Origin of the sequence: Pseudoalteromonas nanhaiensis, from assembly GCF_051235485.1 — a bacterium.
GTDB lineage: Bacteria > Pseudomonadota > Gammaproteobacteria > Enterobacterales > Alteromonadaceae > Pseudoalteromonas > Pseudoalteromonas lipolytica_C.
In genome coordinates this window covers 117791-131140 of sequence record NZ_JBPNYQ010000008.1, presented here as the reverse complement: position 1 = coordinate 131140, position 13350 = coordinate 117791, and the positions used below count along the sequence as shown (strand labels likewise).

The following is a 13350-nucleotide window of genomic DNA, read 5'->3' as shown; positions in this document are numbered from 1 at the left end:
GGATTATTAACATGACGACGATGACGAAAGAAGTCTGGTTTGTTACCGGCTCACAACATCTTTATGGTCCTAAGGTGTTAGAAACGGTTGCCAAAGACAGCGAAGCAATTGTAGCGGGCTTAAACAGCGAAGCTAATCTACCAGTAAACTTGGTATGTAAGCCTACCGTTAAGTCACCTGAAGAAATTCACGCTGTTTGCCAAGCGGCAAATACGGATCCTAACTGTGTTGGTTTAGTTTTATGGATGCACACTTTCTCACCTGCGAAAATGTGGATTGCTGGCCTAAGCGAATTACGTAAGCCTTGGTTACACCTTCATACTCAGTTCAATGCAGCCCTTCCTTGGTCTGACATCAACATGAACTACATGAATACGCACCAAAGTGCACATGGTGACCGTGAGTTCGGTTTCATCGGTACTGTAATGCGTAAAGAGCGTAAAGTTGTTGCAGGTCACTGGCAACGCGCTGACGTACAACAGCAGTTAGATGACTGGTGTCGTGCGGCAAAAGGTTGGGCAGAAAGCCAAACACTTAAAGTTGCGCGTTTTGGCGACAATATGCGTCAAGTTGCGGTTACTGAAGGTAACAAAGTTTCAGCGCAAATTACTTTTGGTTATGAAGTACATGCGTTTGGTGTCGCTGAGCTTGTAAAAGTGGTTGATACAATCACAGAAGACGAAATCGATGCACAATTAGAGCTTTATAAGCAAGACTACGTAATTGCTGACGAAACTCTACAAGACGATTACGCAGTGAAAATGCTACGCAACGAAGCACGTTTAGAGCTTGGTATGGAGCGCTTCTTAGAGAAAGGCGGCTTTAAAGCATTCACTAACTGTTTTGAAGACTTATCAGGTCTTTCTGGTCTTCCAGGTCTTGCTACACAGCGCCTAATGTCGAAAGGCTATGGTTACGGTGGTGAGGGTGACTGGAAAACAGCTGCTATGGTTCGCATCATGAAAGTAATGGGTGAAGGCCGTGAGGGCGGTTGTTCATTCATGGAAGATTACACTTACAACATGGGTGAGACTGACCAAGTACTTGGCGCGCACATGTTAGAAGTGTGTCCTTCAATTGCAGCACAAAAACCACGTCTTGAAGTTCACCAGCACACTATCGGTGTTAAATGTGATGTAGGTCGTTTATTGTTTACTGCAAAACCGGGTGCTGCAATCAACGTATCACCAATTGATATGGGTAACCGTTTCCGTATTCTAATTAACGAAGTAGACACAGTGGCTCCGCCAGCTGATTTACCTCACTTACCTGTTGCTTCAGCGCTTTGGGAACCAAAACCAAATCTATCTGTAGCATCAGCTGCATGGATCCACGCCGGTGGTGCACACCACACTGCATACAGCCAAGCAGTAACAACCGATATGATTATCGATTTTGCTGAAATGGCTGGCGTTGAAACGATGATCATCGATAACGATACGACGATCCGTGGTTTCAAAACAGAGCTTCGTCATAACGCAGCTTACTACATGCTAAAACGTGGCCTGTAAGAATTAGTACTTTATGTACTAGAACGTGCTGTGTGTGAGCACGTTCACCCCAAATTTTGTTGTCGATTAAGCCAGTGATGAGCCACGCTCTTCGCTGGCTTATGCTATTGTGAAGCTAAACTTTTTAGGAATAGATATGATCGATTTAAGCGCCTACCAAGGCATTATTTTTGATATGGATGGCACCTTAATTGACTCAATGGGCAGTCACTTACAGGCATGGCAGAAAGCTTGCGAAGCCTATGGGTATCCATTCGATTACGACTACATGTATAGCTTAGGCGGCATTCCGACCGTTAAAACAATTGAAATGCTTAACGAAAAATTTGGTTTAGATCATGACCCTTTGGTTGTGGCAAAAGATAAACACCAGTTTTGGGTTGATTTACAGCACCATCCACAGGTGATTGACGAAACCGTTGCTGTACTTGAGAAATACCATGGTGTATTACCTATGGGCGTGGGCACAGGCGCTGACCGCGAACATGCAATTGCTCATCTAACAGATACTAATTTAATTAATAAAATTGGCGCGTTAGTGACTGCAAGTGATGTAAGTAAAGGTAAGCCAAATCCTGAAACATTCTTAAAAGTAGCAGAGCTTTTAGGTGTTGAACCAAGTAAATGCGTAGTGTTCGAAGACACGCAAATTGGTTACCAAGCGGCCAAAAGTGCGGGGATGGATTGCATCATGGTGAAAGACGGCAAAATCCAACTTTAGCGATTAAATTTGCAATGACACCTGTATTTGTATTATAAAACTATAAATACAATTACAAAAAGGTTATTCATATGTCATTGCAATGTGTTTTCCAAGGTTTAAAAACAACTCATCAAACAGCCAGTTCGAACACGAAAAAGTCGCGCGGGCTTTATGCATTGTTGGTGACATGTGGAATTGCCCTTACACCAGCTTGTGCTCATCAAGGAGACAATATGACTACTTCCCCTTCAGCATCAATGACGGCCTATGGCGTACTTGCTGATCAGACCCCAGTTAATCAAGTAACGCTGACTAACAGCAATGGTATTAGCGTTGATGTGATCAACTACGGCGGCATTATCACGCGTATTGAAACGCCAGATGCAAAAGGCGAAATGGGTAATATTGTACTGGGTTTAGATAACCTAGAAGCGTACACAAAAGCGACAACTTACTACGGTGCAATCATCGGGCGTTTTGGTAACCGTATCGCAAACGGTAAATTCACCTTAAATGGCACTGAATACCAATTAGCAACTAACGATGGTGACAACCACTTACATGGTGGTGTGCAAGGTTTCGATAAGAAAGTATGGAACATGACACCGTTCACGACGCAAAACAGTGCTGGTGTTACCTTAAGCTTAGTGAGCCCTGATGGTGACCAAGGTTACCCGGGTGAAGTGACGACTGAAGTAACTTACACGCTAACCAATAACAACACGTTAGATATGCAGTTTATTGCTACAACAAGTAAGCCTACCATCATCAATATGACGCAACACAGCTACTTCAACCTAGCAGGTAAAGGCGACATTCTTGATCACCAAATGCAAATTAACTCAAAAGCAATTACCCCTGTGGATGGCGGCTTGATCCCAACGGGTGAGTTGATGGATGTTGCAGGCACACCGTTTGACTTCCGTACTGCTAAAGCAATTGGTCAAGACATCAAAGCTAGCAACGAACAACTGAAACTAGGTAAAGGTTATGACCATAACTTTGTGCTTAAAGACACGCCAAGTAATGAACTTATTGAAGCGGCGACGGTTTACGAAGCAAACTCTGGCCGTACGTTAACAGTTTACACAGAAGAGCCTGCAGTACAGTTTTATTCAGGTAACTTCTTAGACGGTAGTACTCAGCAAGCGTCTGGCTTAGTGCATAATTTCAGAAGTGGTTTTTGTTTAGAACCACAGCATTTCCCTGATGCACCAAATCAGCCAACGTTCCCAAGCACAACATTATTACCGGGTGACGTGTATTCAACACGCATCGTGTACGAATTTGGTACAAAATAAAGGAACACAATCGTGAAAACAACAAAGCTTAAAAGCGCAATGCAAAAGGCTGGCTTAGCCAGCGTATTTGCCTTGTCGTTTGGTGCACTGACTGGTTGTCAGGCTACAGCTGAAGACAACACAGCTAAAACAACTGACGTGGCAGCCACAGAAAAAGCGCCAATCCAAGATAATGGTATTTTTACCAACCCACTTTTTCCTAATGGCGCCGATCCATGGCTTGAATACTGGGATGGTAACTATTACCTAACCACAACAACATGGACATCTGAGTTAGTGATGCGTAAATCACCAACGCTAGCAGGCCTTGCTGATGCAACACCTGTTAATGTTTGGTCTGATTCAAACCCTGAGCGCTGTTGTAACTTTTGGGCGTTTGAATTCCACCGCCTAAAAGGACCAAACGGCTACCGTTGGTACATGATGTACACAGCTGGTACTGACGGCACTTTAGATAACCAACACTTAAATGTATTAGAAAGTGCCGGTGACGATCCTATGGGTCCATACGAATACAAGGGCGCATTAATGCCTAACGTATGGAACATCGACGGTAACTACCTAACATACAAAGATAAGCTGTACGTGATTTACTCTCAATGGCAGGGCGATCAGCAATTAAATATTATTGCTGAAATGGAAAACCCGTGGACTCTGAAGAAAAACTCACCGCATACGGTGATCACGCGTCCTGAGCTAGATTGGGAAATCAGTGGTCGTAAAGTAACCGAAGGCGCTGAAATTTTACAGCATAATGGTCGTACGTTTATGACGTACTCAGCAAGCTTCTGTAATACCCCAGATTACAAACTAGGTATGCTTGAGCTTGTTGGTGACGACCCACTTAAAGCTAGCAGCTGGAAAAAATACGACAAGCCAGTATTTGAGCGTACAGAGGAAGTGTTTGGTCCAGGTCACAACGGCTTTTTCACATCGCCAGACGGCACCGAAGATTGGTTAGTTTATCATGGTAATGATTCGGTAGAGCACGGTTGTAGTGCGACTCGTTCATTACGTGCGCAAAAATTTACTTGGAATGACGACGGCACGCCAAGCTTTGGTAAACCATTAACACCAGGCGTTGAAGTAGCTCCGCCATCAGGTGAATACGGCCCACTAGTAACGCGAGTGCAAGGTCAGCGCTACCAATTAGTGAATGCAACAAGCGGCTTATGTTTAGACATAGCAGCTGATCCACAAGATGCACGTGCAGTACAACGTCAGTGCGCAAGCACCAATGGTCAATGGGTTATTGATGCAACAACAGATGGCTTTGTTCGTTTAGCTAACCGTGAAGACAGCAAGTTCTTAGAGCTTGAAAGCTGTAATGACGCTGATAACGCTAAAGTGCAATCTGCAGCATGGCGCAATAACTTCTGCCAGCAATGGAAAGTAGCACCAAGCACAGATGGTAATGTCTCTATTACTAACCGTTACACAGGCAAGCCATTAGCGGTTGCAGGTTGTTCTGCTGCACAAAACCAAGCGGTTTTACAGCAAAGCGACGCAACAGCGTGTGGCGACTGGCAATTACGCCCAATGGGTAGTGTTGTCGTATTAAGTCAACAAAGTGGTAAAGCACTTAGCGTGGCAGGTACGGTTAAAGCAGGTACCAATGTTGAGCAACAAGCTTTTACGCATAAAGATGCACAGCAATGGTTCTTCACACCAACAGATACAGGCTATGTAAGCCTTAAACAAAGCGCTGATAGCGAGTTCTGTGCTGCGGTAGCTGATAACGCCTTAGTACCAGGTGCCAACGTAGAAATGGCGTCTTGTGCAGCGAAAACAGCACAGTGGCGTATTGCTCCGGTAGAAGGCGGTGGTGTTATGCTGATCAACCGCTACACAAAACAAGCGCTTGGTTTAAGTAACTGTGGTTTAGCTGAAAACACTAACTTCGCACAACAACCTGATTTAGGTAACAAGTGCCAAGTGTTCCATCTGCGTGAACCAAATTAAGTTATAAGTAAAAAATCGACTCAACCAAAGCCACTTCAATTATGAGTGGCTTTTTTTGTGGCTGAAGACTGTAAGTTAGCGAGAGTAAAGTTCCAAGCTGAGCGGTGGGGTTGTTATGTGTGGCGTACCTCTCAGCACTTGCTCTGTTCATTTTTGGGTAGGTTGGGTAGAGCGAAGCGAAACCCAACATAACCTCTACACCTTCATAACCCCTAATTAATTAAATAACCTAAAGGCTGCCATTGGCCACTATTTTTACTCAGGCTCAGAGTTTCTAAGGCATGCTCCTTATTGGTGAAGCTTGTTTGAAATTGAACCACTAAATATTCGCCATTAGGCATTCCGGGTAGTGATGAATATTCTTGTACATCAAAATAAGTACGAGACATTACGCGACCAAGAGGAATACGAAGTTGCTCTAATGCCAAGCGCCATTTTGGCTCTGGTGTGGCTGTCTGAAATATGTGATCTGTTTGCTGCCAACTCTGCAAGTATTCGCCGCTATCAACAAGCTTAAGCCATGCTCTTGCTGTTTCAATTGAAGTTGAATCTTTTGCTTGAGCAAAAAAGCTCATCCATAAACATGTAATCAATAAACATGCTTTAAACGTAAATCCATTTACTGAAACTAATAAGATGTTACGCATAGAATGACCTTACTTAATTCATGGGATGCAGCCATCTTACGTTTGGGTTGGTTAAATTCTATACTAAAAAAGTGCTATGAGAGGGTTTTTGAAGTGATGTATTAATGCTTATTTCTTATTTTGTGTTTTTGCTCGTTTTAACTGAGAGTGAAGTGTTTAGGTTTATTTTAAATTATATGCTTTTGTTTTTTAAATATAAAAACTATGTTTCTTCACTGCTTATTTTTTAAAGTAGGCGCTTAAAATATTGTGTTTTTAATGGTTAAGGAAGTTTCGTATTTGCTTGATCGATAATTCAGAGCCCGCATTTTCACTGTATTTTGCCCCTTTTTAGGGAGGTAAGAGGGAGTTAGCGATGGGAGAGTTACAAGAGTAAAGTTGGCTTTGGCCAGAAATATACTACCCAAATGTTGGGCCTTAGCTATTTGCCGTCACTTGAAAACCCTGATAATGCAAACTACCCTCAACGATGAACCAGCAAGGGTAAACTTTATATGGATAGTTCGCTTAATTCGTTACGAAAAAAAAGCTGAAAAAGACCTGAGTAAAGCAACGCTTGATAGCAATGTTGTTTTGGTTGAAGACAGCAATCTTGATTTTACTATTATCAACAAAGTGTTATCACCTCAATATAATGTTAGCCGCTTCTCAACAGCTGAAGCATTGTTAGAGCAATTAGGTGATCTAAAAGTATCACTTTTCTTATTTGATTATCGGTTGCCCGGTATGGACGGTATCGACCTATGTCAAACCATTCGTAGTGTTCCTGCGTTTGAGCATACGCCCGTAATCATGTTGACGGGCGAAAATTATACAAGCTTTGAATATAAGTTTTGGGACGCAGGATGTAATGATTTTATTGCTAAACCCTACAGTGCCGTAACTCTTCAAAAACGTGTAGAAAAAGAGCTGAAATACAGTGCCTTGCTTGAGCAACATAAAGAAGCATCAATGATTGACTCGCTCACGAAAGTTTTTAATCGACGCTATTTAGAAGTGGTGATGAATCAACTGAGTGCAAGGCATGAGTCACCCGAAGTCTCTGTGTTATTACTGGATATTGATTACTTTAAAAAATATAACGACCGTTATGGCCATTTGGCAGGTGATGCAGCGCTTGTATCAGTTACTAACACTGTGAAAAGAGCATTAGCACGCGACACTGATTTTATTTCACGTTGGGGTGGTGAGGAGTTTGCCATAGTTCTTCCACACACTAACTATGAAGGCTGTCAGTTGGTGGCAAAACGAATAATAGACCTATTGCACGAAGAGCATTTACCCCATGAAGATTCACCCTGTGGCTACTTAACTATTTCAATTGGCGGGGTGACTGTTCCTGAATCTCCAAGAGATTGGAAGACACTTTTCTTAAAGGCCGACGAAAACCTGTACGAAGCTAAAAAGAGCGGTCGTAATCAATACTGTTTAAAGCCAGAGGTCTGAACTTTATACCAACACACTCATCAATACACCGGGATCGCTTATACCTGCTTCTTTTAGCGCGTCGCTAATTGACTGGCTAAGAGACATTATTTGCGTATGGATTTCCATAACCATTTTGGTCTGTGTTTCAACTTGCACTTTAACCGCTTCATCTTCTTGGTTTTTTAGTGCTTGCAGTTTGGCTAATTGCTCTTTGGCAAGTTCAAGCTGTTCTTTGAGCTTTTCTAGTTGTTCAACCATTTTGCGGATATGCTCAGGGAGTTCGCTAGATACTTCTTCTTTTTGTGTGGGCTCTACTTCACGACCAGAGAGTTTATTCATCTCTTGGCTGCTGAGTTTGTAGCCGACTTTGGAGTTGGTATTACTGCTTGCTTTATCTGCATTTGAGATAGTTAACGCACTTGATAATGAGTTAATAGCCATAATAATTGAGTTAAAAGGTAAAGATAGCTATGTATCGGCAAAAGGTACTAAAGCTTTAGAAAAAAGCCGGGTTTTCACCCGGCCTTTCCAGACAACAAATAGTTGAGGTGAGGCAGCTCACCTCACTTTGTTACTCTTGTGCAGCTGCTGCATCAAAGAGTGCTTTTATTTCTTCAGCGCTAATCGCACCGTTGAAAATTTTCAGTTCATCGATAGCACCGTTATAAGGTGTATCCCAGTAGTTAACACCGAGTGCAAACTCATTTGTTTCACCAGGAACCGTGAATACACGCGGGAAGCCATCGGTTTCTAGCTGTAATTCGCCGTTAACATACATCTTCAACACATCACCGTTCGTACCATCAACAGTGAAAGCAACATGTGTCCATTCTTTTGCTGGAATACGGCTATCTAGTTCTGCATTATCGAAGAAGGCACCGTTATTTGCCCATAAACGCGTTAGCGCTGAGCCTGCCATCGATGGTACATAACTTAACCATGCGTTTGCACTTGCACCGGCAAAGAATGCTGTTGTGTAATCTGTGAAGCTTTCTGGTTTAAGCCACATAGACACAGAGTAGTCATTAGTGGTGATTAAGTTATCCGGTAGACGAACACCTGAACCTTCCAGGAATACTGCTTGACCAATTACACCGTCAACATAGCTTACGCTACCGCCAGTATTGTTGATGAAACCACCCGTTGGTTTACCCGCTGCATACGCACCGTTTAATGCACTTAGGTCACCTTCGAAGCTGTATTCAGCAGGTGCAAGTGATTTTAAGGTTACATCGAATGACTTAGTATCAGTAAAGTCTTTGTACTTAATAGTTGCAGTTAATGTCACTACTTGGTCGCCAGCAGAGGCGCTAGGTTGAGTAACAACAGCTGTGCCATTAACCGGTTTTAAGTACTCTTCGTTGTTTGACGTCCAGCTAATACCAGATACAAATGGACCTACACGCGGTAACTCAAAGCTTTCACGTACTGCCGATACATCACCTAAATCAAGCGCATCAGTAATGAAGCTCTCAAATTTAGTCGGATCTGTCAGGTTATTGATAGCCGCACCATTAATATCTAGGCCGTTTAGCGCGTAGTCATAAACGATGAATTCATCAATTTGACCTTGGAAAGGTAAGTCCCAACCGTAGTTCACACCAAGGGCAAAGTTACCTGTTTGTTCGCTAAAGAAGTCAGGGCGAGGCATCGAACCTGCACGTACACCATCACGATAAAGTGTTGCAGTGCCATTAGCATAAGTGATGGCAATATGATTCCAATCCATTACTGCTGGTGAGTCAGAAATGATTTGGTTCCACATATCAGTGCCATCATCAGCTAAATAACGGCTCCATAGCATTGGTGTTGACGTAAAGTGTGTACTACCTGGGATCAAGCTCATCCAACGTGCATCAGACGTTGATGCGAAGAATGTAGGCGTAAAGTTAGTTAGTACAGTTGGCTTAAACCAATACGAAATAGTGTACTCATCGCCTGTTATTAACTCATCAGGTAAACGTACGCCCGTTGCACCGTCAAAGTTAAATGCTTTACCTGTTTGACCTTCTGCGTATGCAGCTGTACCAGCACCCACATTTAACATGTTATTATCTGTTACGCCCGCATCATCAAGGTTACCTAAACCATCACTTAGCGAATCTTCGAATGCATAGTGTGCAATCGCATTTTTAAACTCTGGTCGCGCTTCTAAATTTACATTAAATGTCTTGGTTGCGCTCTCGCCGTTTAAAGAGATATTAGCAGTTAAAGTAACCGCTTTATCACCGCGATCTGGCGTTGGAATGAATACTGAGCCTTCACTGGTGATGTAGTATTCATCACTGCTTTCCCAGTTAATTGCAGCACCGTCTTTACCTTTGGTTGGTAATGAGTAGCCTTCGTCAGCAATTGATAATTCAGTTTTGATATCAAGTGCTTCTTGAACAGTGCCCAGCACGTTTGCAGTATCCGTAATTTCATCACGTTTACTTGCCCAAATGGTAGCGCCTTCGCTTGATGTAGCTGATACAGTGACAGCCATTGCTTTAGTTGCATCATCCCATTGCCATTTAGCCACGCCAAAGTAAGTACCAGAATCTAACTCAAGTTTAATATTTGAGTCATCAATCATGTACCAGATACCTGGATCATCACCGGTTACTGAGTGATCTTCGTTTAAAGCAATATGCATTGAGCGAATAGCATCTGTATTTACATCATTGCCATGGTTGATAAATTTGTAATAGCCGTAAAGCTCATCTGCCACAACCATGTTGTCGCCTTCAAGCGGCACATAACGTTGTGGAGAAGCCATAGGCCAACCTAATGAGTTAATGAACATTTCATGTACGCGAACTTGGTGCGCTTCTGAAATGGTTGGGAACTCAGTCGATGTTTGTGGAAAACGCGTATGCGTAATTAAGATATGACGACCAGTCGCTTCATCGTAGTAAGCAGAGTTATGGCCCGGTGATTGGTAGCCCCATGCTGGTGCTGTTTCGCCAAGTTCTTGCGTGTACTCAAAGCCGCCCATTAGTTTTTCGCCGACCTCCAGACCGCCGATAGCTGCAATGTCATTACCTGCGTTATCTAGATAAGGGCCATCCGGTGCTTTTGAGCGAGCAACACGGATGTTGTAGCCACCATTAAGATCAAAACCAGCAACAGAGAAGAATAGGTAGTAGTATTCACTTTCTGGGCTGTACATGACAAATGCACCTTCCATCGCACGGAAGTCACCGCCAACTAGCTTTTTACCATAGCCTTGACCTGCTTCTGGCATACCTGTTTCTTCGTCCATTGCTAGCACGAAAATACCGCCAGAGTATGAGCCGTAAACCATCCAAAGTTTGCCATCAGCATCATAGAAAGCTGCAGGGTCAATGGCGTTAGGATCAACGGCACCATTCCATGTTGTCTGGCCATTATCAAGTGGGTAAGCTGCAAACTCAGCTTCTGTACGATAACCGCTGCGTAAGAAAATACCTTTGTTTGTATACGGACCTTCGATATTGTCAGCTTCAGCTAAACCAAGGTAAGAGCGGTTCCAGCATACTTCATCAACAACACCTGGTGTATCAGGGTTATCTTGTGCACAATGATTATAGTAGAACCAGAACTTGCCATTTGGCGCCTGAATAACATCAGCAGCCCAGTTTCCTGTGAAACCGTCTGTCCATTCAATGCCTTCGGCAATTTCACCTGTGTAGTTGTAATCAAATAATGGGCTTTCATTAACGGCTTCGTTAGCTGAAAGACTCGAAATCATTTCCCAGTTCAAGAGATCAGTCGATTTAGCGGCAGCAAGGTGTGACCCGAAAATATAATATGTGTCGTCGACTTTAACGACAGAAGGATCGTGCACGCTTACATTGGTAACCATTACACTACCTGATTCAGTGTATTCAACACTGCTGCTTACAGTCGGTTTTGCACTTTGCGGGTCGGCAACCGCTGGTGCTGTGTCAAGCTTAGTACCATCTTCTTTGCCACAACCTGTCACAGCCAAAGAGCAGGCTATGACCATGGCTAATTTATTTAATTTCATTTTATGTGTCCTCTTGAAACTGGGATTCATTTTTTTATTCGATTGTTGTCAATAAAATTGCCGCGCGCCTATATCAAACTAATAAGAACGTAGTATTGTAATTTTATAGTACGATTTAAAATGTGCAAATACTTTTGCAAAGGTAATTGATATGTAAACATGAAGTATCAATGTTTACAATATGTACAGCGTGATTTTAATTTTTTCAAGTTGCCATTTTTGGCGTTTTTTTCGCTGTTTTTGCGTTATTAGGGAAGTTTTTTGCTTATCTGAAAGTGGGGATTTTCCGTTAAATTTGCTTATTTGTATTACATTTGAGCATTAAAAAGGGCTCTTAAAGAGCCCTTTTTGATATTACTTGTCTTGTTTACTCAGACCTTCAGTGGTCATGATAATGCGCTTAAGTGTGCCATCTTCGTTGTAGTAAAGTGGCTCAATCGCCACTGAACGACGAAAACGCCCGCCACTTGGTTTGCCATCAATCGGTGGTACAGCACCCGTATGGTAAATAAAGTAGTCTTTACCTTTGTATTCGATAATTGATTGGTGGTTGGTTTCGCTGTTACCGGCTATCTCATTCAAGATACCTTTATATTCCCACGGTCCATGAATGCTTTTGCTCATGGCATAACAGATCTTCTCTGGGAACTCACACGCGTACGAAACATAGTAATTGTCGTTTTTCTTATGAACCCATAGCGCTTCGGTAAAGTTTGGTAAATCAAGCGTTTTAATTTCACCATCAAGAGACAGTAAGTCGTCGCTCAGCTTTACGTATTTTGGCATTAAGTTACCAAAGAACATGTAAGTATCGCCGTTTTCTTCAGTAAAAATTGCAGGGTCGATGTCGTCCCAATCATTTGGCGTGTGCTTGGTCATATCATCGGTAACCAATGCATGGCCAATGGCGTCTTTAAAAGGGCCTGTTGGTGATTTAGAAGTCGCAACACCAATTGCAAAACCTGGTTTTGTATCGTTGTGACGAACTGTGGTAAAGAAATAGAAAGTGCTATCACGCTCAATCATGTGTGAAGCCCATGCTTCACCTTTAGCCCACTTAAAGTCTGTTGCTTTCATGATTGGGCCGTGTTTTTTCCAGTTCACCATATCTGTTGATGAAAAGGCTAACCAGTCGTGCATTTCAAAAAACACGTCATTATTAGGGGCTTCATCATGGCCTGTATAAAGGTATACGGTGTCATTGTGAACAAGTGCCGCAGGGTCTGCAGTAAATACATCGGTAAATAATGGGTTTTGTGCAACAGCTAAGCTGCTCGAAAAAAGTAATGGTAGCGCCAACGCTTTCAATTTCTTCATGAGTGTCCTCTGTGACTAATAATTGTTGTTCGAACTGCAGCTTTTGTACTTAGAGCTCGTTCTAAATGACCAGATAATACACAGTGTATGCCTGATTATACTGAGTAACTGATTGTTTACATCGAAACAAACCAGTAAAAGTGCAGCAAAAAATAACTTTATATTGTATTATTGTATTTTTATCATAGTAGCATCAAAATACGCCGGGTAAATAACTTGTTAGCCCTTTTTTGTCGCTCTGGATGAACTAAAGACAAATTAAACAAGCAAATAAATAAACGCTAAGTGACTGATAATAATGGGTCTATATAAATTCCCAAAATAAAAACGCAGCCCTTTTTGAGTTTGTAACGTGTTATAATTACAACGTTTTTTGTAAACATAATGGCACTAATTTTAATTTGGCTTTTTGAGTTGACTGTTAAATAATCATACAATATGATTAAAGTTAAGGCAGCAATGTATTAACAATAAAAATATAGACACACTC

Annotated in this window: 9 protein-coding genes; 5 read left to right on the top strand and 4 right to left on the bottom strand. The window is 42.3% G+C overall.

Translation table 11 applies throughout. From position 1 onward, the window contains the following. Nucleotides 1–11 precede the first annotated feature (11 nt). The 4 genes from araA (at nucleotide 12) to ACSFVZ_RS09670 (ending at nucleotide 5477) form a co-directional block, all read left to right on the top strand. Complete coding sequence (araA, locus tag ACSFVZ_RS09685) at nucleotides 12–1511, top strand: L-arabinose isomerase (protein ID WP_054552271.1); 1500 nt, start codon at nucleotides 12–14, stop codon at nucleotides 1509–1511. Between the two features lie 136 nt (nucleotides 1512–1647). Continuing rightward, nucleotides 1648–2232, top strand: a complete 585-nt coding sequence (locus ACSFVZ_RS09680; protein ID WP_435558704.1) for an HAD family hydrolase — start codon at nucleotides 1648–1650, stop codon at nucleotides 2230–2232. Nucleotides 2233–2303: 71 nt separating this feature from the next. Continuing rightward, nucleotides 2304–3515, top strand: coding sequence for an aldose epimerase family protein (locus ACSFVZ_RS09675; protein WP_055198524.1), 1212 nt, complete (start codon nucleotides 2304–2306; stop codon nucleotides 3513–3515). A 12-nt stretch (nucleotides 3516–3527) separates the two neighbouring features. Beyond that, on the top strand, nucleotides 3528–5477 hold the full coding sequence (locus tag ACSFVZ_RS09670; RefSeq protein ID WP_435558703.1) for a family 43 glycosylhydrolase: 1950 nt from the start codon (nucleotides 3528–3530) through the stop codon (nucleotides 5475–5477). Between the two features lie 212 nt (nucleotides 5478–5689). Here ACSFVZ_RS09670 and ACSFVZ_RS09665 read toward each other — a convergent pair whose 3' ends face one another. Beyond that, the gene (locus ACSFVZ_RS09665) at nucleotides 5690–6124 is read right to left on the bottom strand and encodes a DUF4019 domain-containing protein (protein WP_281546716.1); all 435 of its coding nucleotides are present in this window, start codon (nucleotides 6122–6124) and stop codon (nucleotides 5690–5692) included. 450 nt (nucleotides 6125–6574) lie between these two features. On the opposite strand from ACSFVZ_RS09665, the gene ACSFVZ_RS09660 reads away from it, so the two are divergent. Further along, nucleotides 6575–7570 carry a GGDEF domain-containing response regulator gene (locus ACSFVZ_RS09660; protein WP_435558702.1) on the top strand — a complete coding sequence of 332 codons (996 nt, stop codon included), beginning with the start codon at nucleotides 6575–6577 and terminating at the stop codon, nucleotides 7568–7570. A gap of 3 nt (nucleotides 7571–7573) precedes the next feature. Here the strand turns inward: ACSFVZ_RS09660 and ACSFVZ_RS09655 are convergent, their stop codons facing one another. The 3 genes from ACSFVZ_RS09655 to ACSFVZ_RS09645 all read right to left on the bottom strand — a co-directional run bounded on the left by ACSFVZ_RS09655 (nucleotide 7574) and on the right by ACSFVZ_RS09645 (nucleotide 12860). Then, nucleotides 7574–7993, bottom strand: coding sequence for a hypothetical protein (locus ACSFVZ_RS09655; RefSeq protein ID WP_199527177.1), 420 nt, complete (start codon nucleotides 7991–7993; stop codon nucleotides 7574–7576). A 130-nt stretch (nucleotides 7994–8123) separates the two neighbouring features. Further along, the gene (locus ACSFVZ_RS09650) at nucleotides 8124–11543 is read right to left on the bottom strand and encodes a LamG-like jellyroll fold domain-containing protein (protein WP_435558701.1); all 3420 of its coding nucleotides are present in this window, start codon (nucleotides 11541–11543) and stop codon (nucleotides 8124–8126) included. Between the two features lie 354 nt (nucleotides 11544–11897). Then, nucleotides 11898–12860, bottom strand: coding sequence for a glycoside hydrolase family 43 protein (locus tag ACSFVZ_RS09645; RefSeq protein ID WP_435558700.1), 963 nt, complete (start codon nucleotides 12858–12860; stop codon nucleotides 11898–11900). Between the last annotated feature and the right edge of the window lie 490 nt (nucleotides 12861–13350).